This window comes from Rhizobium sp. SEMIA4064 (genome assembly GCF_003025035.1).
Lineage (GTDB): Bacteria > Pseudomonadota > Alphaproteobacteria > Rhizobiales > Rhizobiaceae > Rhizobium > Rhizobium paranaense.
Map to the genome: position 1 here is coordinate 219765 of NZ_PYJN01000005.1, position 22445 is coordinate 242209.

Genomic DNA, 22445 nt, shown 5'->3' on the forward strand with positions numbered 1-22445 from the left:
CGCCAGCTCATCGTTGGTGTTGGCGGCCCATGGTGGTCGTCACGACGGAATCAGCGATCTTTTTGCAACGTCGATGACGGTTTGGGTCAGCAGCGCAAGCCGGTCTGCGGCGAGACGGCTAATCTGCCAGTAGAGGGTGACATCAAGCGGCGTTTCCGGCACCAGTTCGACCAGCCGGCCGGCCCGAATATGGTCCTGGATGAGGTGAACCGGGTTCATACCCCAGCCCATCCCTCGCAGGCTGGCTTCCACGAAACCTTGTGTGGAGGGCAGCCAGTGTGTTGGCACGTTGCGGTCAACTCCTCCGAACACACGCTGGAGCCAATCGATCTGAAGGCGATCCTTCTGGCTGAAGATCAATGAAGGCGCGATGGCTATGGCCTCCGGCGTCACGCCGCCCGGAAAATACCGCCGAATAAAGTCGGGGCTTGCCGTGGCATGGTAGCGCATAGCGCCCAGGGAATATCGGCGGCATCCGGAAATCGGTTGTTCCATGCTGGTGACGGCAGCAATGACCCTTCCGCGCTGAAGCCATTCCGCCGTGTAATCCTGATCGTCTACCGAGACATTGAGAAGATAGTCGGAGGTTTTGGCGAACTGCGCCGCTGCTTCCAGAAACCAGGTTCCAAGGCTATCGGCGTTCGTCGCGACCTGAAGCGTGACCCGCTGCTGAAGTTTTCCACGCTCGCTGAGAGAGGGGAGATGTTCGAGCAATTCGCTTTCCAGAATGCCGACGTTTTCCATGTGCCGGCAAAGCCAGTCGCCCTGTTCCGTGGCGATGCAGGGCGTCCCTCTGATGACAAGTGCGGTGCCGACCCGTTCTTCGAGTTGCTTGATCCGCTGAGAAACAGCCGATGGCGTGACGTTCAATACCGCCGCCGCTTTTTCGAAGCTGCCAGATTGAACAACGGCGAAGAGAACGCGAAGAGCCGGGTAGTCGATCATGGATAAGCTGTACTTAATCAGAGTTAGTAGGTTTAAGTACCCTAAATCAGCGCCCCGGTCTATGGAGCCGAGAGGTTTTCAGGCGGGCGATTTGGGCATGGACTTTTCGACATATTTTACCGGAATGACGATGGGGCTCAGTCTCATTGTCGCCATTGGCGCGCAAAACGCGTTCATTCTTCGCCAAGGTCTGCGCCACGAATACGTCTTTGCGGTCTGCCTTGCTTGCGCTCTGTCGGACGCTGTTCTCATCGTGATTGGTGTTACGAGCTTAAAGCAGGTCATCGCAGTGCTGCCATGGCTCGATCCCGCCATGCGTTATGGCGGGACGGCATTTCTCGTCTGGTATGGGGCGAAAAGCCTGTTATCCGCGATACGATCCACCGGCGCTCTCTCGGTGGCGAACAGCAGTTCGGCGAGCTTCGGCAAGACCATGGCCATGTGCCTCGCCCTGACCTGGCTCAATCCTCACGTCTACCTCGACACCGTCGTGCTTCTCGGAACGATCGCGACACGCTTTCCAGGACATCAGGCGGAGTTTGCCGCAGGGGCCATGACGGGGTCGTTCCTGTTTTTCTTTTCACTGGGATACGGCGCGACCCGACTTAAGCCTATCTTTTCGCGGCCGGCGTCCTGGCGCATTCTCGAGGCAATCGTCGCTTGCGTCATGTGGCTGATCGCTTTCAAACTTCTCGGCGGAATGTGAAGTTCGCCGGGATCGAGGAACGCCATGCCATACGACCTGCATTGGAAGGCGCGGCGGGCATGAAGCTCCTACTTTCGCGAGTTCAGAAGGGAACAGGGTATGACGCTTTTTCACGGTCTTTCGGCTTTTCCGATCACGCCAACCGATGAGCCCGGCGTCGTCGATACCGCTGCACTGGCTCGGCTTTTGATGCGTATCGCCGCAGCGAAGGCTGACTCGATCGGCTTGCTCGGGAGCACGGGCGGATATATGTTTCTGTCTCGCGATCAGCGACGCCGCGCCGTCGATGCCGCGATGTCGGCCGTCGGAGGAACGATACCGGTCATCGTTGGGGTCGGTGCGCTGCGTACGGATGAGGCTCAAGCCTTAGCACGCGATGCCGTGCAGGCAGGAGCGGACGCCCTTCTCCTTGCGCCAGTTTCATACACGCCGCTGACAGATGATGAGGTCTACGAACACTTCGCGGCTGTGGCCGACGCCGGTCAGCTTCCCTTGTGCATCTACAACAATCCCGGCACCACGAAATTCACGTTCAGCAACAAGCTGATCGCCAGGCTGGCAAAGGTTGCGAACATCCAGGCCGTAAAGATGCCGCTACCATCGGACGCAGATTTCCGGTCAGAGCTTGAGAGCCTGAGATCGGAGACCCAATCCGGCTTCGCGATAGGTTATAGCGGCGATTGGGGCGCCGCCGACGCTCTGCTGGCAGGAGCGGACGCGTGGTACAGCGTCGTTGCCGGGCTTTTGCCGGCCGAGGCGCTCGCTCTGACGAGAGCGGCACAAAGTGGTGATGTGGAGAAGGCACGAACCATCAACAAGGCATTCGAGCCGCTGTGGTCGCTGTTCAAGGAATTCGGCAGCTTCCGTGTCATGTTCGCGATCGCAGAAGCCCTCGATCTCGGCAGGTTCGAGCCGCCTCGGCCCGTTCTTGGGCTCCCCGCGTCCGCGCGGCAGCGCGTTACGGAGGCATTGAAGACGTTGGGTTCGGTCTCGGGCCTGTAGGTCAGCACCATATCCGCATATAAAAGAAAAGCCCCGCCGAAGCGGGGCTTGTATCATCATTTCGATGGCGCCGGTTTTCGTTTGAAGAGGCCCTTCAGATTGTCGAAGAGTTCCACCTTCACGCCGTGGCGCTTCATGATGATCGACTGCTGGATGACCGACAGCGTGTTGTTCCACGCCCAGTAGATCACGAGGCCCGCCGGGAAGCTGGAGAGCATGAACATGAACACCAGCGGCATCCAGGTGAAGATCATCGCCTGTGTCGGGTCCGGCGGCGTCGGGTTCATGCGCATCTGCAGGAACATGGTCACGCCCATGATCAGCGGCCAGACACCCAGATGCAGGATGGTCGGTGCGGCAAACGGCAGCAGGCCGAACAGGTTGACGATCGACGTCGGATCGGGAGCAGAAAGGTCCTGAATCCAGCCGAAGAACGGTGCATGGCGCATCTCGATGGTGATGTAGATCACCTTGTAGAGCGAGAAGAAGATCGGGATCTGCAGCAGCACCGGCCAGCAGCCCGCGATCGGGTTGATCTTCTCTTCCTTGTAGAGCTGCATCGTCGCCTGCTGCAGGCCCATGCGATCGTCGCCGAACTTGGCCTTCAGCTCTTCCATCTTCGGCTGCATGCGCTTCATGTTCGCCATGGAGGCATATTGCTTGCTGGCGAGCGGGAAGAACAACGCCTTGACGACGATGGTCGTGCAGAGGATGGCGACGCCGAAATTGCCGAAGAAGTGGAAGAAGAAATCCATCAACTTGAACATCGGCTTGGTGATGAAATAGAACCAGCCCCAGTCGATCAGGCGGTCGAAACGCGGGATCGAATAGCTCGTCTCGTAGCGGTCGATGACCGGAACTTCCTTGGCACCGGCGAAGACCAGGCTCTTCAGCTCCTGCGTCTGGCCGGGGGCGATGGTGACCGGATCCTGCTTATAGTCGGCCTGATAGCGTGGCTGGCCATCGGTAAAGTGCGAGAAGTGGGCATCGTAGGCGGTCGACTGCGGCGGCACAATCGTCGCGGCCCAGTACTTGTCCGTGATGCCGAGCCAGCCGCCGGTCGCCTTCGCCGGATTGACGGCTTCCTTTTCGGCAGCGGTATATTTGGTCTCGATCAGGCCATCATCGCCGATGACGCCGATAAAGCCTTCATGCAACACATAGGCCGTGGGCGTGGTCGGCTTGTTGTAGCGGGTCACGCGGCCATAGGTCGAGAGTGTCACCGGCGCCTGACCGGCGTTGGCGATCTTGTCGGTGATCGTGAACATGTAGCGTTCGTCGACCGAAATGGTGCGGGTAAAGGTGACGCCCTTGTCGTTGGTATAGGAGAGCGTTACCGGCGTCTTCTCGGTCAGCTTGTCGCCGCTGGCCAGCGTCCAGACCGTCGAGGGGCCGGGAACGGTGCCGGCTACATCGCTGCCGATAAAGCCGAGTTCGGTGAAATAGCCGTCCTTGGTGTCGGCCGGGCTGAACAGCGTGATGATCGGGCTGCTCTTGTCTACCGTCTCATGATAGGCCTTGAGCTGCAGATCGTCGAAACGGGCACCTTCCAGATTGATGGAACCGGCAAGCGCGGGCGTGTCGATGATGACGCGCGAGGACGACGTCTTGGCAACCGATTGATTGCGGTCGAGGGTCGTCGGTGCGGTCTGGCCGTTCGCCGGAGCCGAGCCGTTCACGGTGGTGCCTGCGGCCGGGGCCTGCGTCTGCGTCGTCTGAGCCTGCTGCGTCTGCTGCTGCAGCTTGGCGGCCTGTTCGGCCTGGCGCTGCGCTTCGAGGCGCGGGTTCATGTAGAAAAACTGCCAGCCGAGAACGATCAGCACAGACAGGGCAATTGCAATGAAGTAATTGCGGTTATTTTCCATCATACTTTCCTGGAGCGGTCCGTTTCCGGCCGCCGGTGTTTCGGCCTGGTTTCGATGCGGCTGACGAGCTCGCCCGTCAATTTCTCGAAAGATGCGGTCAGCACATCGCGCCGCGCGACAACCACATAGTCGTGTCCGGGCTGCATTGCAAATCCCGCATGAAGTCGCACAGCTTCTTTCAGCCTGCGCCGCATGCGGTTTCGTTCGACCGCGTTGCCATGTTTTTTGGTGACGGTAAATCCAACGCGGGGTTCGGCGTCGGAGAGCTTGCGGTCCAGCACTTCGATGAGGAAGAGGCTTCCCCGGCGTTTTTCGCCTTCGCGGACTGCAAGAAACTGCGGCCGGCTTTTCAGCCGCCCGACAGTCTTTGTTGGTCGTTCATTCGTCAATTCGCCCGCCATCTTTATCGGGCATTCCGGCCCTTAGGCCGAAAGACGCTTGCGACCGCGGTTACGGCGAGCGGAGAGAACCGCGCGGCCGCCCTTGGTAGCCATGCGCGCACGGAAACCGTGACGACGCTTGCGGACAAGCTTGGATGGTTGATAGGTACGCTTCATTTATTTAAACACCGCGGAGTGCGGCCCTTCTTGAGCTTTGCTTTAAAAGCAAGGAGCGTTGTTGATTATGGCGAACGGGCTTGGCCGGCAAATGCAGGCTCCATGACCGGACGTGCGCGGGCTTATACGGATCAAGGCCCCGGAAGTCAATTATACCGGCGCAGATTCCTGGAACCTGGCTTCTTGCGCACCTTACGTGTCCCGGTGATACAACCGCAGGCAGGTATTTTAACTACTAAGCTTCACTTTTTATAATATTAGATGCGGCGATTGCCGCGAATTCGTCAGTTAATTGAAAGTGTTTTGAAAATTTATATTCGAAATGCCCGCAAGATAACTTTAATAATTTTAGTCGATATCTAGCGATATGTCGGGAAAACCCTGGCTTTTTGGGGTCTTCCGCTTCGAGGGGGCATATCGTTGAAGATTCGTGGTAAAATCAATCTGCTCGTAGCCGTAATGGCCGGTGCCGCACTGTTGATCGGCGCAACCGCTCTTTACGCGGTCGATCAATATGACGGGCAGCTTCAGGCCTACGAGCTTGCGTCGAGCCGTGCCTATATGGGCGAGCGTCTGAACCGCTATGTCACCGCGGTCGTGATGGAATCGCGCGGCATCTATGCCTCCGATACCGCCAAGGATGCCAAGAACTTCGCCGATGGATTGATGAAGGACCTGGACGAGATCGACAAGGTGATTGCTGCCTGGTCGCCACTGGTTCCCGAAGAGCAGAAAACCGAATTCTCCAAACTGCAGGATCGTGCCCGGGAATTCCGTACGTTTCGAACAGAGACCGCTCGGCTCGGTGTGAACGACAGTCCGGAGGCCGCCAACAAGCAGGGCAACAACGACGCCAATCGCGCCAACCGTAAGGCATTCCAGGCCGAGATCGATGCGGTCGTTCAGGCTGACAAAGCAGCACTCGACGTTGTCGATGACGAGGTCACGGATTTCCGCCAAACGGTCATGTGGGCCGTGCTCGGCATGATGGTGGCGGCGATTGGCGCCGGTGCCGGCCTTGGCATGTATATCGGCACCATGCATCTGAGCCGACCGATCCGCAAGGTGACGGAGACCATCAAGCAAGTGGCTGACGGCAATTTCGATATCGAAGTTCCCTTTGCCGGCCGCGCCGACGAAATCGGCGACATGGCTGCCGCCGTCGATGTCTTCAAGCAGAACGGCAATGCTGTGCGCCGCATGAATGCCGAGGAAACGGCCATGCGTGCCAAGAGCGACGACCTGCAATCCAGCATGTCGCTTGTCGTTTCCGCCGCTGCCGCCGGCGATTTCAGCCGCCGCATCGAAAAGGATTACGGCGACGTCAACCTCAATCGCTTTGCCGGCAATATCAACGAGCTTCTGACGAGCGTCGACACTGGTGTCGGCGAGGTCCGTCGCGTCCTTGCAAGCCTTGCGGAAGGCGATCTGACCCAGACCATGCGGGGCGAGTTCCACGGCGCCTTCGCCGAACTGCAGCAGAACGTCAACAGCACCTTTGCGACCCTCCAGAGCACCATGCGCGAAGTGCGCGAGACGACCGGCTCCATCAATACCAACACCAACGAACTGCGCGCTGCCAGCGACGATCTGGCGAAGCGTACGGAACAGCAGGCCGCCGCCCTGGAAGAGACCTCGGCTGCGCTCGACCAGATCACCGCCGTCGTGCAAAGCTCGACCGAGCGGGCGCAGGAGGCGAGCGTCATGGTGACGGAAGCCAAGGAGAACGCCGCTCATTCCGGCAAGGTGGTTCGCAATGCCGTCGATGCCATGGGCCGCATCGAACAGGCATCCGGCGAGATCAGCCAGATCATCGGCGTCATCGACGAGATCGCCTTCCAGACCAATCTGCTGGCGTTGAATGCCGGCGTCGAGGCCGCCCGTGCCGGGGAGGCCGGCAAGGGCTTCGCCGTCGTCGCCCAGGAAGTTCGCGAACTGGCCCAGCGCTCCGCCACGGCCGCCAAGGACATCAAGGCGCTGATCAGCAAGTCCGGTGATGAGGTGCAGGTCGGCGTCAAGCTGGTGCAGGCAACCGGCGAAGCGCTGGCGGCGATCGAGGGGCGGGTGCTGAAGATCAACGATCATATCCATTCGATCGCAACGGCCGCCCGCGAACAGTCGACTGGCCTCACCGAGGTGAACAAGGCGGTCAACCAGATGGACGAGGTGACGCAGCGCAACGCCGCCATGGTCGAGGAAACCTCTGCCGCCACCCATCGCCTCTCGGGCGAGGCCGATGGTCTCGTTCGGCTCGTCGCTCGCTTCAAGGTCGACATCAGCGCCGCCTCGGCGCCCGTATCGGCCCGCGCCGAAACGCATCGCCCCGTCGCATCGCCGGCACGCCGCATGATGGGCAAGGTCGCCAGTGCCTTCACGGGTGGCGGCGCGGCAGCTCCCGCAGCGCAGGGCTGGGAAGAATTCTGATCCTACCTGGGCTCAGACGGAAAGGCGCGCTGGTGCGCCTTTCCCGCCTTTGACATGCGCTAACGGCCGCACTGTTACAGAGGCGATTGGAAAAACTGTCACAATCTCCTATTATCTGCTTCGATATGTCGTCATCAGATCGCTTTGAAACAAAGCGGGACAGCCGAAATGGATAGTGAGCAAGACAGGAACGTCGGCGAAGGCGGCAAGGCCGAGGCTCGGACTCACTCGCGTTTCTATCGCCCAACAGGCATTTTCGGCGGTCTTTCCGGCAAGCTGCTGATGCTCACAGTCGTTTTCATCCTGCTTGCCGAAGTGCTGATCTTCGTCCCTTCCGTCGCCAATATGCGTTTGCGCTGGCTGGAAGACCGGCTGAACACGGCCGCCGCCGCCGCCATCGTCATCGATGGCCTGCAGCCGGTCGAACTGCCCCGCGCGCTGCAGAAGGAAACGCTGATGGCGACGGGCACGCGCGCCATCGTGCTGCGCAAGGACGGGACCTCGCGGCTGTTGGCGACCGCCGAGATGCCGTCTTCCGTCGACGAGCAATATGATTTGAGCGACGTCTCGCTGCCGACAGCGATCCGCGATGCGCTGGACACGCTGCTGTTCGGCGGCAATCGCGTCATCCGCGTCTTCGGCCCGGTCGGCGGCGACGATAGCACCGGCATCGAAGTGGTGTTGAAGGATACAAGGCTGCGCAACGCCATGCTTGCCTATTCCGGCAGCGTCCTTTTCGTTTCGATCCTGATTTCGCTGTTCACCGCGACCCTGATCTTCTTCGCTATCAATCGCATGATGATCCGCCCGATCCGCCGGCTGACCGACAGCATGCAGACCTTTTCGCAGGATCCGGAAGACCCCAGCCGCGTGCTGGTGTCGGATGGGGGACGCGACGAACTGGCCGTGGCCGGCCGCCACCTTGCTTCCATGCAGTCGCAGTTGCAGAAGACGCTGAAGCAGCAGAAAAACCTCGCTGCCCTCGGTCTCGCCGTGTCCAAGATCAACCACGACATGCGCAACATCCTGTCGGCCGCGCAACTGATGTCCGACCGCCTGGTCGACGTCGACGATCCGATGGTCAAGCGCTTTGCACCGAAGTTGCTGCGCACCATCGACCGCGCCGTTGGCTATACGACCGAGGTTCTGTCCTTCGGCCAGACCTCCGAATCGGCCCCGCGGCGCCGCCGCGTGCACCTGCTCGAACTCATCGACGAGGTGCGCGATATCCTGGCGATCGATCCCGATAGCGGCATCGAATTCGTCGTGCAGATGAGCCCGGATCTGGAGGTCGACGCCGACAGCGAGCAACTGTTCCGCATCATCCACAATCTCTGCCGCAATGCCCACCAGGCCTTGGTCGCCTTCGCCGAGACCGCGCCCGACAGCATTCGCCGCATCACCGTGTCGGCGCGCCGCATCGGCAGTGTCGTCAGCATCACTGTCGACGATACCGGCCCGGGCATGCCGCAAAAGGCGCGGGAAAATCTTTTTACCGCCTTCCGCGGCTCCGCGCGCTCCGGCGGCACCGGCTTGGGCCTGGCGATCGCCCGCGAACTGGTGCTTGCCCATGGCGGCACCATCGCGCTTGTGGAAAAACCGGCCGCCGGCACCCAATTTCGCATCGAAATCCCCGACCGCCCGGTCTCGCTCGACGACTACCGCAGTCGCTCCTTCCACGAAAACTGAGTGTTTTCAGCCGCTTCGTCAGATCGTTTGCGAAAATCGCGATCTTTTTCACAAATCCACTTGCATTCCCCGAAAGGACCCTTTAGAGAACCGCCCACGCCAACGGTTTCTTCCGTTTCGGCCACGCACCCGTAGCTCAGCTGGATAGAGCACCAGACTACGAATCTGGGGGTCAGGAGTTCGAATCTCTTCGGGTGCGCCATTTTTCATAACTCCAAAACAATGATGGTCACAACGAGCCTACCCTGGTTCGCCGAACCAACGCGCGGCAACCTGAATAGCTTCCTCAAGAATAGGGGTGGTGTCGGCAACCCAAGCGACGAAGCCATCGGGGCGTACCAATACAGCGCTCAAGCCCAGCCGATCCTTGACGTCACTTGCGACATAAGCGATCCGCCCGCTCCAGCGGCGCGCAAGCCCATGAAGCGGTGCGCGAGCGTCAAAGTCTAAAAGTAAGCCCCTTCCGGTCCTGAGAAGATCGCCGATCTTCGTACCGTCGACCAATTCGAAGTCGGGAACGCTGCGGCCCACGAGCGGTTGGCTGTTGCCAAGATCATAGCGGAGGGAAACGCCCCACGCACGTTCGGCGAAATAGGTCGCGCCATCGCGCGTCTCAATCAGATCGCGGAGGATGGCTTCGAGCGCGCGTGAGCTCCGGCTTGGCCGCATGATCGCGACCTGCGCGCGCGACCAGTCGAGTATCTGCGCTCCGACCGGATGCCGCTCGCTCGTATAGGTATCTAGCAGATCGACCGGCGCATCGCCGCGAAGGGTGGCGGCCAGCTTCCAGCCGAGATTCATTGCATCACCGAGCCCGAGATTGAGGCCCTGGCCGCCCAGCGGGGAGTGTACGTGTGCGGCGTCCCCGGCAAGCAGCACTCGCCCGTTGCGATAAGACACCGCTTGGTACGCGCGATCCGTCCAAGTCGTGGCCAGCCGGAGAGCCGTCAACGCAACGTCTGTGCCAGAGACGCTGCGTAACACCGCTTGTGTATGGTCGAGGGTGATCGGCTGGTTCCGGTGGAACGCGCCGCCGTCGAAGTCGACCATCGCGATCGTCCCGGGCCGCGCATAGGTGTACATGCCCGTCGAGGTGTAGCTGCGGCCCACGCGGAGGATGTCCGGATCGGCCATCTCGACTTCGATCGAATAGCCGGTGAATTCGGGATCAGTGCCGACGAAATCGAAGCCGCCGGCCTTGCGCACTGCGCTGCGCCCGCCATCGCAACCAACGAGCCAGCGACAGCGAAAAGCCTCGCCGCCGGCACGGATGGTCACCTCGTCATCCGACTGGTCGAACGTCTCGACGCCGAGGCCGCGCCTGATCTCGGCCCCCGTGGCGGTTGCGCTAGCGCTCAGGACGGCTTCGAGGGTCTCCATGTCGACCGCCATGTTGACGCCGGCCGGACTTGGCAGGCGATAGGGCCACTTGGAGCTATCGATTTTGTCGTGGAAGAATTGGATACCGGCGAAATGGCCGGCCGGGTGGCGCGGCTGCTGCAGCCAGTGCGCGGCGGCCACGGTGCTGCCCGAGGCATCGTTTGCACGCTGCGCCGCGACGATGTCGTCCAGCAATCCGCGACGGTAAAGGGCTTCGAGAGTGGGCGCGGAAAGGCCGCGCATTCCGAACGGAAGTTGCTTCAAGGGTGAGCGCGGGTCTTCGGCTTGCTCCAGCACCAGCACCGAGAGATCGGCAAGGCGCAGCTCGCAGGCGAGGAACAGGCCGACGGGACCGGCTCCAGCAATCACAACGTCATAAAGAGCTAAGGGGCGGTTGGGCATGAACGGGCTCCTGTGTCGATGATGTTCGACCGGAGCGTTCCTCAGGTTTGAGAACCACACGGACGAACAGTTGGGCGCTGGCGCAGCGCCCGATGTTCGTCGTGGGGGTCTCATGCGCGAGGCCAAAGACCAGAGCTTTCGTTACCAAAAGGACTTGGGCTTACCAAACCAAGTCTGCCTTTTCCGACGTCGGGTAAATAGCGGTGTGGCGATTGATCCGCAAGGGTTCTTCGTTACCGCAGGCAGACGACCGATCACATAAACCCCGGATTTCGCGGCAGATACTGCGTCCAGTCACCATACTCCGGCGATGCCATCAACAGCATGGGAAAGGTGATTCGCATACCTTGCTTGACCGCAAGGCTCAGGACGCTGTCGCATGTGCCCGGCAGAAACGCCGATACGTTCTCAGCAGAGCGATCTGCCGCCAGTTTCAGCGCAGTCGTAAAGGCATCGTGGAGAAAGTCAGGCCGCGTGACGGCGAGGGGGCCGATGTGCCCACTTGATGCGAGATAGCTGTAGCCGACGCAATCGCTGCCGGCGCAGAGCAGCACTCCCGTTGTCGTCGGGTCATCGAGCAGGTAGCGATGATGCTTCTCGCGCGAGGCGCCTATGGCGCGGGAGTCGATCTCGGCGAGCTTTTTCATGGTTGCGGCGCTGCCGTCGATCGCGATGGCGCGCAGTGGCGGCGCCGGCAGTTCCTGCATCACCCGCTCGCGCGCGGCATTGAAAAGGTAAATCGGCATCTTGGGAAAGAGGCCGTGCCGCATGTACAGGCCCTGCGAGACGCGATTGAAGGTGAAGGTAATAAGTGCCTTGTGAACTGCTCCCGATTTCCGGGCATGCTCTACGGTTCGTCCCAATAGTTCATTTCCGATGCCCTGGCCTTGTCGGGCGGGATCGACGAACAACTGCGCGAGAAACCAAACATTCCCGCAAACCCAACTCCAGGCAAAGCCGAGAAGCTCTCCGCCGTCCTCGGCGACCCACAGGCCATCCGGGTCGTCATTGAGCGAAAAGAGTTGAAAGCTGGGAGGGCTTGCTGTGGCCATCGGGCCGAAGCCATGGCGAACGGTAAGATCGTTGATGGCGGCAACCACCAGAGCATCGGACGCGGCCAAATCGTCTGCTCGAGCAGGTCTGTAAACAAGCGACATTGAATAGCTCCGGCAAAGGCTTCCGAAACAGCGCGCGATCCGCAACGCCAACTATACCAGTTTTCAGAATGGTCTCAGACACCCCCAGCCCGTGAGAGCACCTCTCAATGCCACGGGAGAGCGGAGATATCGTCCATGATACTATCGCGCCTGCTCAGCCACGCGCGCATGAAGTCAGTGGCGGCAACTTTGTTGCGCTTATTTCAGGCGGTTGCCGCCAAGACAGCCGCAGGGCCGGGTTCGACCTATTTACCCCTTGCCGCCATTTTTCTTGCATTGGCTGCGGAACTTGGAGCGTTCCTTGCCATGAAGCCCCTTTGCGTCGGCCTGTGCTGAGCATGCCTTCGAAATTTCCGATTGCGCGGGCGTTGCCGCCTTTTGCTTGGCGGTGGTGCTCGGCGTTTTCGTGGTGGTCATCGGCGTAGTTGTCGTTGCCGGTGCCGTCGTTGTTTGCCCCATGGCACTGGTGCCGATGAGAGCGACAACCGCTGTAGCTGCGAATATTGCGACAAGTCTCATGGTCAATCCTCCGCTGGCCGACTCCTATGACACGCATGACGCGTGGTCAGCAACGAAAGGCTGAACCGATATATTAGCAAAAGCAATGCGCCCCTTTGACCCATGGCCCGCTGCGAACAGGACTATTTCGCGATGTCGAAGGGGCCGGGCAGTAGCCCGGCCCTCCACCTTTATTTCAGAACGGTCCGTAACGGCGCGGTCATCTTCTTGAAGCCGGAGCGCAGCATGTCGTGCTTGGTCTTCGGGTTCTTGTCGGCAAACATTCCGATGATCGAGGTCTTCAGTTTGTCGCGCCATGCGGATTTTCCAGGGGCCGTCGGCTTCAGGCCGCAGCGCCGCAGCAGATAGTTCATCTGGTAGACGGACGCCTGCTGATCGCAATCGCGCACGCAGAAATGAATGCCGAGAGCGATCGAATAGATATCGCCGTTCTTGAAAGCATGCGGCGCTTTCGACGGGTGGTGGACGCCGGTTCCCTGGTTCAAGGCATAGACCGTCGCCTTGCTTTGTTTTTCGACGGTGTATTTGGCGGCGTTGAGATCGCCGATGTAATATTTTTCGATTTCTTTATCGGGCAGGACGGAACGATCGTTTGCGTCCCATATGTTGGCGGTTCTGTTGCCGTGGATCTGGAACAGAAATGTTGCTTCATGGTCGATGTGATAGGGCGTTACGGCGTCGGGCGAGGCCAGGAATATGTAGGCATCCTCCCAGGTGACTTCGTCCCGCGAGCAACCGGTGTCGGCGAGGATTTCGGTCATGAGCTGATCAAGCAATGCGCGATATTCGGGATCGCGCTGAACGCTGTAGAGCAGCACCCACGATCCTGACACAGCCAGGTTCGAGATCGCTTCGTTGACGCTCTCCACCTTGTCGTTCAGCGGCACGGCCCAGCCGGCGTCCACTGGCGCCCCACCCGCCTGCCAGCGCACGCTTCTCGTGCTCGTGTCCGTAAGCAGTGATTTCGCAAGTTCGGCAAGGCGCGGAAGCGAGAACAACTGATGTCCGACCAAGTTGTGGCTGAATTGGAATGATCTTTTATTGAAGTCATTTCTAAAAGCATTCGGTCCCACCGCGATACTTTGCGTATCCAGGGAAGCTGGTTTGGTCACGGTGGCTGTAAGCATGATCGGAATCCCCCAGTTGATAGAGACGTTGGAAACGTCACGAAACTGTGATTGCCGTTCACATTTTTGTCATCTAGTCCAATGGTGGAGGGACATCCTACGATCGGATCAACCTACCCCAAAAAGGGGTGCACCCATGCGCTCACACAATCAATTCGATTTTGCTAAAGAAGATCAGGAAGATGGCCGGGCAAGGGTGCGGTTCCGCCGGCGTGGCGAGAGAGATCGTGCTGCTCTCTACCGATGCCGCTGCCATCTGATGGCGTGCTGGATCACGCTAACGGGAAGAGGACAAGCCCGCTCCGAGCTTGTCCTGGAGAAGCTTAGGCGCTCGTCTTCTCTGAAGCCGACACAGCCGAACTCTCTGCATTGGTGTCGGAAGAGGCCGACGGCCAGGTGATGTAGTAATACTGCGATCCGACCTGGCCGAAATAGGCCTCATTGCCGGTGACCTTGTCGATGAAGCTGCCGTCGGAATTCTTGACAAAGGTTCCATCGGAACCGCGTTCGAGATGAGCCTTCAGGAAGTCATTCCAATCGCTGGTGGGGATCGTGTCGCCGGTCTTGCTGGTCGTACCCTGCTCGCTGTCGGCACTGGCATCCCATGCCGTGATCGAAACGCCCTTGGTGGGGTCGGAGACCGTCAGCGTACCGTTGTCGAGCGCGTCGAGCATGGCTTGAGCCTGGCCGCCCTTCCCCTCGCTTTTGACTGCATCCTGCAGGTTCTGTTTCAGAAGACTCATGAACGAGCTGCTGGTCATGTCCGGATCGGATTGTGATGTCGCGGAGCTGTCGGTTTGATTTGCCGACAGGCCGTTCAGCATGCTCGTGAGCGATGCCTGTGATTGCGAGGGCAGGCTGGAGACGTCGTTGCTGCTGCTACTGCTGCTGCTATCGTCCAGCAGGGGATCGCTGCTCGAATCCTGCGAAGCGTCCGGTGTTTGCAGCAACTGCAGCGCCATTTGCGATGAGAGCAATCGGGTCGTGGTCAATGCGGAGACCATAGGTCATTCCTTCCCAATATGGCAGCCATCATGCCGGAAGCCGCCTTTGACGGTCGATCAACGCGCGCCCGCTCGGGCGGCGCATCGGAGATGCCGTCTACTGTAGGGAAATGGACTTACCCGGGGCTTGTGCGATGTTTCAGCGCGGCGGCTGCGCACCTTCGCCGTGATGCATCTTCAGCGGCAATTCCGGCAGGAACAGCAGCGCGATCAGAGCCAACGCGACGATGACGGTTCCGGTGGCGAAGGTCATGGCGATGGCATGGCGGTAAAGCGCTATTGCCGCGGCATGGTCTTCCGGCGACGCGGCGGCGAGCTGTTTGAGGCCGCCTTCCGTCAGCGACGATAGGTCGAGACTGCCGGACGAGCCTGTCGCCTGCCGCACGCGATAGGCCAGGATGGCACCGGAGCCGGTGACGCCGATCAGGCCGCCGAGCGAACGGAAGAAGGCAAGCGTTGCCGTGCCGACGCCGCGATGCGCAAGGGGCAGGGCATTCTGCACCGCGACCGTCATGGTCGGCATCACCAGCCCGAGCCCCAGTCCGAGCGCGAAGATCGGCGGCTCGATGATGGCGAACCCCTTGCTGGTCGCAATAGCCCAGGCGAGCGTGGCGAAGGCCGCCGTCGCAAGGCCGAGGCCGCAAAGCTGGGCTGGCTTGTAACGGCCGGAACGCTGCAGCAGCACGCGGCCGTTGAGCATGGAGGAGATGACGAAGCCGATCATCAGCGGCCCCGTCAGGAAACCGGAATGCGAAGGGGTAACGCCCATCACCATCTGGAAGAACAAGGGGAAGAACAAGGTCGCGCCGAGCATGCCCATGAAGGTCAGAGCGAGCACGAGGCAGGCGATGATGAACAGTCGGTTGCGGAAGAGATCGGGCGGCAGCACCGGTTCCGGCTCACGCCTGATGTGGAAGACGAAGAAAATTCCGAGGACAAGGGCCGCGGCGGCAAGACCGAGAATTTGCGGCGAGTTCCAGGCCCATTCGTTGCCGCCAAGCGCGAGCGCCAGCAGGAAGCTGGTGGTGCAACCGGTCAGCAGCACGGCGCCGAGATAATCGATACGGCGGCTGCGTACCTGATGCCGCCGCTTCAAGGCGCGGCCGATCATGACGAGTGCCACCGCGCCGATCGGCAGGTTGACGTAGAAGATCCAATGCCAGGAGAGCAGATCGGTGATGACGCCGCCGAGGATCGGGCCGATAACGCTGCAGACGGCGAAGACGGCGGCTATCGAGCCTTGATTGCGACCGCGCCTGGCCGGTGGCACGAGATCGCCGATGATGATCTGCGCCAAAGGCAGCAGTCCGCCAGCGCCCAGGCCCTGAATGGCGCGGAAGATGATGAGCTGCAGCAGCGTTTGCGCCATGCCGCTCAAGACGGAGCCGAGAAGGAAAATCAGGATTGCCGTGTAGATCATCGGCTTACGGCCATACTGGTCGCTGAGCTTGCCATAGAGTGGCATGGTGCTGGTCGAGGCCAGAACATAGGCGCTGACCACCCAGGACAAATGAGTAACCCCGCCGAGATCGCTGACGATGCGCGGCAGGGCGGTCGCGACGATGCTCTGGTCGATGGCGCCGAGGCCAAGCACGATCATCAGGCCAAGGATGACGGCGCGAATTTCGCGGCGGTCGGGCGCGTCGTCTTCGGTCGCCGCCGGCTGCGGAGCGGCCTGTCGAACTTGTGAGGTCATTGTCCGATGTCTCCGAGCGGGCCGATGGCGGCGCGGATGGCGGCGCGCGCCTCAGGCGATAATTTGGCGAGTTCGAAGGCGAGCCAGTCGGTTCGCCTCTGCTTTATGCCTTGAATCAGAGCCCGCCCCTTGTCGGTGGCGATCAGACCACTGCGTCGCCGGTCTTCTGGGTCGGGAGCGGAGCGGGTGACGAGGCCTTCACGTTCCATTGCCTTGATGTGCCCCGATATGGTCGGGCCACGCAGGTTCTCCAGCCGCGCCAGCTCCGCAACCCCAATGCCCGGCTGCTGGAGAATGGCGACGAGAAGAAGCGCCTGCAGCGGCGAGATGCCGGGCTCATCGTTTTCACGTCGCAACTGTCGATAAAGGCGATGCAGGGCGGGGCGCAATGCTTCGGCAAGCGCCATGGCCTCTTCAAGTTCCTGAAGATCTCCGGTGTCGTGCATGGCGATCCATAAAGATAGATAGGCTTCCTATCTATCTGCATAGCCCACGCTTCCGACTTGCACAAGCGGCGAATCCCTGCGGCAAGGCCTCGGGCCGTGATTTTAGCGTGCAAACCCTCTCTCTGCCTGGGCGGGGAGGGCGCGGTCACGCCATAACGGGCAGCGGCATTCTCAGGCCGGTCAGTTGCTCCGACACCTCCCAAAGCCGGCGCCAGACGGCTTTGTTCTGTGCATACGGCACGATCTTGGCGCGGACGGGCGGTCCCTTCAATTCATAGAAGCCATTCGGACCGTACATGACGCCTCCTTCTGCTTCCGAAGACGTAGCGGCGAGAAGCGTCGGCAAGGCGCCCGCCGTTGCCGACTGCGCCATGACTGGTGCTATCAATGTGCTGAACCGTTCAAGAAAGCCCGGCCTGTTGCGGCCCATGCGCGGACCAGCGCTTTGCAGGCCGGTAACGGCGTAGCCGGGATGGGCGGCCATGCTCATCAAGTTCCAGCCTTCAGCGCGGGCGATCCGGTCGAGTTCAAGGCCGAACATCAAGGTCGCCAGCTTCGATTGGCAATAGGCGCCCCAGGAGCTGTAGCTTTTCTTCGATTGCAGATCGTCGAAATTGATCTTGCCGCTGCGATGCGCCAGGCTGCTGACGGTAACGACGCGTGGGTTCGCGGCGGCCAAGACTTTCGGCAGCAGCCGCATGTTCAAGGCAAAATGGCCGATATAATTCGCCCCCATCTGCATCTCGAAGCCATCCTCGGTTTCATGTCTGTCCGGAATGGCCATGACGCCGGCATTGTTGATGAGAAGGTCGATCCGCGGCACGGAAGCGGTGATGCGCTTGGCGGTGCGGGCAACGGAATCGAGGCTGGCGAGATCGAGCGGCTCGAAGGCGACGTCGGCGCCGGGCGTCTTGGCGCGAATCTTAGCGAGTACCTCAGCGCCCTTGCGTTCGTTGCGCGAGGCTATGATGACCTTGGCGCCGGCACCCGCCAGGGCTTGGGCGGTTTCATAGCCGATGCCGCTGGTGGCGCCGGTGACGACGGCGATGCGGCCGGTCTGCGGGGGAATGTCTTTCACGGTCCAATTCGGCATGACGATCTCCTGGGAAGATTTGCAAATTTGTATTCGATTAATTATTGCGCTAAACGCAAAAATACAACTGTTTAAAAAATGCATTGCCTAGAGATCGCAATTATGATTTGCGTATCGGCAACATTGGCCGCGCAATTGCCTGTGGTGCCTTCGAATTGCCACGCTGCTCGGACCTTGATCGCGTCGTATTCGATATTTCTGCTAAAGATTGGATTCCTGGGATGACGACAAAGACGACATGCGCCGAATTCGTGCAGTTCTTCCGCTCCTGGGTCAGCAATCCCATGCGTGTCTCAGCGATTGCGCCGTCCGGTGAGCGATTGGCCCGTCTGATGACGCAGGAGATCGAGGCGCTCGACGGCCCGATCCTCGAACTTGGCCCCGGCACCGGCGTTTTCACCCGCGCGCTGATGGGGCGCGGCGTTCCGGAGAGCGACTTGACGCTGATCGAATTCGGCGAAGAGTTTGCCGCTCGATTGCGTGGCCGCTTTCCCGAGGCGCGCGTGGTGCAGATGGATGCGGCGCAGCTTACCCAATGCGGCCTGTTTGCCGATGCGCCCTTCGGCGCCGTCGTCAGCGGCCTGCCTTTGCTCTCCATGTCTCCCGATAAGATCGCCGCGATCGTCGGCGGCGCCTTTGCGACGATGAGGTCCGGCGGCTCTTTCTACCAGTTCACTTACGGCCCGCGCTGCCCGGTGTCGCGTTCGATCCTCGATCGTCTCGGCCTGAAAGCGGAGCGCATCGGCGGCACGGTGCGCAACATTCCGCCGGCCGGCGTCTACCGAATCTCGCGCAGAAAACCGCTGGAGATCTCGATCGATCGCTCCAGATATCACAGCAGGGAAGAGGGTGCCGGGATCGCAGCCTACACTGCCGAAGCCGATATGGGGCGGCCGGAAGCGGGTGCATAGCAGGGGCAGTTCATGGCGGATGCGAAAGAGATCGACGGCGAGGTGAAGGAAGGCCGGCGCGAACGCAAGCGCCGCCAGACGCGCGAGCGCATCGAGGCGGCGGCGCTGTCGCTCTTTCTCGCACGCGGCTTCGACGGCACGACGATCGAGGACATTACCGAGGCCGCCGATGTCTCCAAACGCAGCTTCTTTGATTATTTTCCAAGCAAGGAAGAGGTGGTCTTCGCCTGGCAGGACAGCTTTTCCGACGAACTCGCCGATGCCGTTGCCGCGCAGCCGAAGGATGCGTCGGTCGTCGAGGTCATTGAGGGTGCTCTAAGGTCGGCGCTGCTCGCCGCCTCCTCGGACCCGCAGCGTCTCGCCATCGCCGTCCTGATCCGCGACACGCCGGCGCTTTGCGCCCGCGACCAGTTGAAATATGCCAAGCTCGAAGAGAAACTGACGGACGCACTCTTCGCCCGCTCCGGCGGAGACGAAGAGGAGCATTTCCAATTGCGCCTGCTATCGGCGATCGTCGTCAGCACGCTGCGTATCGGTGGCAAGCGCTGGAACGAAGGCCCGCAGGAAATGTCGCTGCAGGATTTCACCCACCGCGTCTTCGAAGAGCTCTGGACCGCGCTCGCCGATCTCGGAACGCTGTTGCGGCAACGCAATCCGAAGAGCTGATTTCAGGTCAAGGCGCCTGCCGTTTGCGGTGGTTCGACCTGCCGTCGATGGCGCAGGAAATCGATCAACGCCCGAAGCTTTGCCGGCACGCGACGGCGGTCAGCATAGTACAGCGTCAGGCCGGCCAGCGCCGGGCTCCAGTCGGACAGGATGCGCACTAGCCGCCCGTCGTCGAGAAACCGGTCGATATAGCCGTTGATCATGTAGGCAATGCCGATGCCGTCCAATGCTGCCTGCGTCAGCGCCGCGGAATCGTTGAGGATCAGCCGGCCGTTGACGGCAAGTTCGGTCTTCTCGCCGTTCTTCTCGAATTCCCAGCGCTCGACCTGCCCGCTGGAGGAATGACGAAAGCCGATGCAATTGTGGTTGAGCAGATCGTGCGGATGTTTCGGCATGCCGTACCGGCCGAGATAGCTGGGCGCGGCAATGATATGAGCTGATATCGGCGGCCCGATCTTCACCGCCACCATGTCGCGCTGCACCAGATCGCCAAAGCGGATGCCGGCATCGAAGCCCTGGCCGACAATATCGACCAAGGAGCCCTCGATGCGCACCTCCAGCTCGATTTCCGGATAGGCGTCGAGGAAATCGCGCAGGATCGGTTGAAGCGCGATCATATAGCCGGCGCGCGCCACGTTGATGCGTAGCAGTCCGGCGGGCCTGTCGACCGACTCGCCAAGCTCCTGGGCGGCCGCCGTTAGATCATGCACGGCGGGTACGACACGTTCGAGATAGCGTAGCCCGGCCTCGGTCAAGCTGACGCTGCGCGTGGTGCGGTTGAAGAGCGCGAGCCGCATCCGGCCTTCCAGTTTGCTGATCGACTGGCTGACGGCCGAGGGCGACACGCCGAGCCGCACGGCCGCGGCCGAAAAGCTCTTTTCCTCCGCGACGATGACGAAGGTCACCAGTCCGTCCAACACGTCCTGACGCATCAGCGCTCTCCGAACGACTTTGATTTTGTCCGAGATTAATCAGTTTTTCTAAAAAGGTCATCTTCGATTGATGAGATTATCGAAAATGTCGCCTCGGCCTATCTTGCCTTCATCCAACAAGGAGACATCGCTATGTCTGCGATAAAATCCGATACCAAGGTACTTTTCATCACCGGCGTTTCCACGGGCTTCGGCCGGGCACTCGCCGAGGCCGCCCTTGCTGCCGGTCATAAGGTCGTCGGCACGCTGCGCAAGGAAGCCGGCCGCGCCGCATTCGAAGCGCTGAAGCCAGGCTTCGCCTTCGCCAAGCTGCTCGACGTCACCGACACAGCCGCCATCGCGCCTGTTATCGCCGAGGTCGAGAACGAGATCGGCGCGATCGACGTTCTCGTCAACAATGCCGGCTATGGGCATGAAGGATTGGTCGAGGAATCGACGATCGAAGAGCTGCGCCGCCAGTTCGAGGTCAATGTCTTCGGCCCCGTCGCCGTGATCCAGGCGGTGCTGCCCTATATGCGCAAGCGCCGAGCCGGCCACATTCTCAACATCACCTCGATGGGCGGTATCATCACTCTGCCGGGCATTTCCTTCTATCACGGCAGCAAATTCGCGCTGGAGGGGATTTCCGAAAGCCTCGGGAAAGAGGTCAAGAGCTTCGGCATCCATGTGACCGCTATCGAGCCGGGCGGCTTCCGCACCGATTGGGCCGGCCGCTCGATGGTGCGGGCCGAGCGCTCGATCCCCGATTATGACGAGGTCTTCGAACCGTTGCGCCAGCGCCGCCTCGAACGCAGCGGCAAACAGCCCGGCGATCCGAAGAAGGCGGCACAAGTTATGTTGCAGCTCATTGCCTCGGAAAACCCACCGACCCATCTACTCTTAGGTCGCGACGCCATCAGTCTCGTTCGCGAAAAGCTCGGCTTGCTCAAGACCGAGTTCGACGCCTGGGAACAGGTCTCGGCTTCCACGGATTTCGAATAACGTCAACCAGACTATAGGGACGAAAACCATGTCAGATCTAAACGCAGCCAAGTCCGGTCAATTCAAGATCGGCGGCGACCTCACCGTCAATCGCCTCGGTTTCGGTGCCATGCGCATCACCGGTTCCGGCATCTGGGGCGAGCCTGTGGATCACGCCGAATCCGTCCGCACCCTCAAGCGCCTGCCGGAGCTTGGTATCAATTTCATCGACACGGCCGATTCCTATGGCCCCGATGTTTCCGAACGTCTGATCAAGGAGGCGCTGCACCCCTATGGCGACAAACTTGTCGTCGCCACCAAGGGAGGTCTGACCCGCACCGGTCCCGACCAGTGGATTCCTCTGGGCCGCCCGGAGTATCTGATCCAGCAGGCGCATAAGAGCCTGCGCAATCTCGGTGTCGAGCAGATAGATCTCTGGCAGCTTCACCGCATTGATCCCAAAGTGCCTGCCGCCGAACAGTTCGGTGCCGTCAAATCGCTGCTCGATGCCAAGATGATCCGCCACGCAGGCCTCAGCGAAGTATCGGTCGCCGACATCGAAGCCGCCTCGAAGCATTTCAAGGTGGCGACGGTCCAGAACCGCTATAACCTTGTCGACCGTACCAGCGAGGACGTTCTCGATTATTGCGCCAAGCACAATATCGGCTTCATCCCTTGGTATCCGCTTGCTGCCGGCGACCTCGCCAAGGAGGGCTCGCTGCTCGACATCATCGCCAAGAAACATGGCGCCGCTCCGAGCCAGATCGCGCTTGCCTGGGTCCTGAAACGCAGCCCCGTCATGCTGCCGATCCCCGGCACCGGCAAAGTCAAGCATCTCGAAGAGAACACGGCGGCAGTGAACATCACGCTGTCCGATGACGAGTTCTCGGCGCTGGATGCCGAGGGCAAGAAGGCGTTTGCGGCTGCTTAATGGTCGTCTTGAGTGAATATGAGGGCGGTCGCT

Annotated in this window: 21 protein-coding genes and 1 tRNA gene; 9 read left to right on the plus strand and 13 right to left on the minus strand. The window is 60.6% G+C overall.

Translation table 11 applies throughout. From position 1 onward, the window contains the following. Positions 1–39: 39 nt before the first annotated feature. Positions 40–945 (minus strand): LysR family transcriptional regulator ArgP, encoded by a 906-nt coding sequence (locus C9E91_RS02865; protein ID WP_107106853.1) that lies wholly within the window; start codon positions 943–945, stop codon positions 40–42. A gap of 97 nt (positions 946–1042) precedes the next feature. Between C9E91_RS02865 and C9E91_RS02870 the strand changes: the two genes are divergently transcribed. Further along, the gene (locus C9E91_RS02870; RefSeq protein ID WP_107107042.1) at positions 1043–1651 is read left to right on the plus strand and encodes a LysE/ArgO family amino acid transporter; all 609 of its coding nucleotides are present in this window, start codon (positions 1043–1045) and stop codon (positions 1649–1651) included. A gap of 99 nt (positions 1652–1750) precedes the next feature. After that, the gene (locus tag C9E91_RS02875) at positions 1751–2653 is read left to right on the plus strand and encodes a dihydrodipicolinate synthase family protein (protein ID WP_107106854.1); all 903 of its coding nucleotides are present in this window, start codon (positions 1751–1753) and stop codon (positions 2651–2653) included. 56 nt (positions 2654–2709) lie between these two features. Here the strand turns inward: C9E91_RS02875 and yidC are convergent, their stop codons facing one another. From yidC to rpmH, 3 genes are read right to left on the minus strand one after another with little or no spacing between them, the layout of a single operon-like run. Then, complete coding sequence (gene yidC, locus C9E91_RS02880; RefSeq protein ID WP_107106855.1) at positions 2710–4518, minus strand: membrane protein insertase YidC; 1809 nt, start codon at positions 4516–4518, stop codon at positions 2710–2712. Next, positions 4518–4919, minus strand: coding sequence for a ribonuclease P protein component (gene rnpA / locus C9E91_RS02885; protein ID WP_107106856.1), 402 nt, complete (start codon positions 4917–4919; stop codon positions 4518–4520). Before rnpA ends, yidC begins: the two co-directional genes overlap by 1 nt. Positions 4920–4940: 21 nt before the next feature. Further along, a complete protein-coding gene (gene rpmH / locus C9E91_RS02890) occupies positions 4941–5075 on the minus strand; it encodes a 50S ribosomal protein L34 (RefSeq protein ID WP_041677194.1) in 135 nt (44 codons plus the stop codon). Positions 5076–5495: 420 nt separating this feature from the next. On the opposite strand from rpmH, the gene C9E91_RS02895 reads away from it, so the two are divergent. The 3 genes from C9E91_RS02895 (at position 5496) to C9E91_RS02905 (ending at position 9390) form a co-directional block, all read left to right on the plus strand. After that, positions 5496–7499, plus strand: a complete 2004-nt coding sequence (locus tag C9E91_RS02895) for a HAMP domain-containing methyl-accepting chemotaxis protein (protein ID WP_107106857.1) — start codon at positions 5496–5498, stop codon at positions 7497–7499. 168 nt (positions 7500–7667) lie between these two features. Continuing rightward, on the plus strand, positions 7668–9188 hold the full coding sequence (locus C9E91_RS02900) for a sensor histidine kinase (protein ID WP_107106858.1): 1521 nt from the start codon (positions 7668–7670) through the stop codon (positions 9186–9188). A 125-nt stretch (positions 9189–9313) separates the two neighbouring features. Continuing rightward, positions 9314–9390: transfer RNA gene (locus C9E91_RS02905), tRNA-Arg, on the plus strand. Positions 9391–9428: 38 nt separating this feature from the next. Here C9E91_RS02905 and C9E91_RS02910 read toward each other — a convergent pair. The 8 genes from C9E91_RS02910 to C9E91_RS02945 form a co-directional block, all read right to left on the minus strand. Then, positions 9429–10970 carry an FAD-dependent monooxygenase gene (locus C9E91_RS02910; protein ID WP_107106859.1) on the minus strand — a complete coding sequence of 514 codons (1542 nt, stop codon included), beginning with the start codon at positions 10968–10970 and terminating at the stop codon, positions 9429–9431. Positions 10971–11224: 254 nt separating this feature from the next. Next, a complete protein-coding gene (locus C9E91_RS02915; RefSeq protein ID WP_107106860.1) occupies positions 11225–12127 on the minus strand; it encodes a GNAT family N-acetyltransferase in 903 nt (300 codons plus the stop codon). Positions 12128–12376: 249 nt separating this feature from the next. Continuing rightward, positions 12377–12646: a PsiF family protein gene (locus C9E91_RS02920; RefSeq protein ID WP_107106861.1), complete on the minus strand. Its 270-nt coding sequence runs from the start codon at positions 12644–12646 to the stop codon at positions 12377–12379. A gap of 170 nt (positions 12647–12816) precedes the next feature. After that, the gene (locus C9E91_RS02925) at positions 12817–13644 is read right to left on the minus strand and encodes a hypothetical protein (protein WP_146143971.1); all 828 of its coding nucleotides are present in this window, start codon (positions 13642–13644) and stop codon (positions 12817–12819) included. 452 nt (positions 13645–14096) lie between these two features. Continuing rightward, positions 14097–14777, minus strand: coding sequence for a hypothetical protein (locus tag C9E91_RS02930; protein ID WP_107106863.1), 681 nt, complete (start codon positions 14775–14777; stop codon positions 14097–14099). A 139-nt stretch (positions 14778–14916) separates the two neighbouring features. Continuing rightward, positions 14917–16473, minus strand: coding sequence for an MDR family MFS transporter (locus C9E91_RS02935; protein ID WP_107106864.1), 1557 nt, complete (start codon positions 16471–16473; stop codon positions 14917–14919). Then, complete coding sequence (locus C9E91_RS02940) at positions 16470–16919, minus strand: MarR family winged helix-turn-helix transcriptional regulator (RefSeq protein WP_107106865.1); 450 nt, start codon at positions 16917–16919, stop codon at positions 16470–16472. Before C9E91_RS02940 ends, C9E91_RS02935 begins: the two co-directional genes overlap by 4 nt. 145 nt (positions 16920–17064) lie before the next feature. Next, positions 17065–18012 carry an SDR family oxidoreductase gene (locus C9E91_RS02945; protein ID WP_107106866.1) on the minus strand — a complete coding sequence of 316 codons (948 nt, stop codon included), beginning with the start codon at positions 18010–18012 and terminating at the stop codon, positions 17065–17067. 221 nt (positions 18013–18233) lie between these two features. On the opposite strand from C9E91_RS02945, the gene C9E91_RS02950 reads away from it, so the two are divergent. Together C9E91_RS02950 and C9E91_RS02955 are read left to right on the plus strand one after the other, a co-directional pair. Beyond that, positions 18234–18923, plus strand: coding sequence for a class I SAM-dependent methyltransferase (locus C9E91_RS02950; RefSeq protein WP_107107043.1), 690 nt, complete (start codon positions 18234–18236; stop codon positions 18921–18923). A gap of 12 nt (positions 18924–18935) precedes the next feature. Then, positions 18936–19589 carry a TetR family transcriptional regulator gene (locus C9E91_RS02955; protein WP_107106867.1) on the plus strand — a complete coding sequence of 218 codons (654 nt, stop codon included), beginning with the start codon at positions 18936–18938 and terminating at the stop codon, positions 19587–19589. A gap of 2 nt (positions 19590–19591) precedes the next feature. Here C9E91_RS02955 and C9E91_RS02960 read toward each other — a convergent pair whose 3' ends face one another. Next, complete coding sequence (locus tag C9E91_RS02960) at positions 19592–20521, minus strand: LysR family transcriptional regulator (RefSeq protein ID WP_107106868.1); 930 nt, start codon at positions 20519–20521, stop codon at positions 19592–19594. 132 nt (positions 20522–20653) lie between these two features. Here C9E91_RS02960 and C9E91_RS02965 point away from each other — a divergent pair, with 132 nt between their 5' ends. Further along, positions 20654–21502: an oxidoreductase gene (locus tag C9E91_RS02965; RefSeq protein WP_107106869.1), complete on the plus strand. Its 849-nt coding sequence runs from the start codon at positions 20654–20656 to the stop codon at positions 21500–21502. A gap of 28 nt (positions 21503–21530) precedes the next feature. Next, complete coding sequence (locus C9E91_RS02970; protein ID WP_107106870.1) at positions 21531–22412, plus strand: aldo/keto reductase; 882 nt, start codon at positions 21531–21533, stop codon at positions 22410–22412. Positions 22413–22445 lie beyond the last annotated feature (33 nt).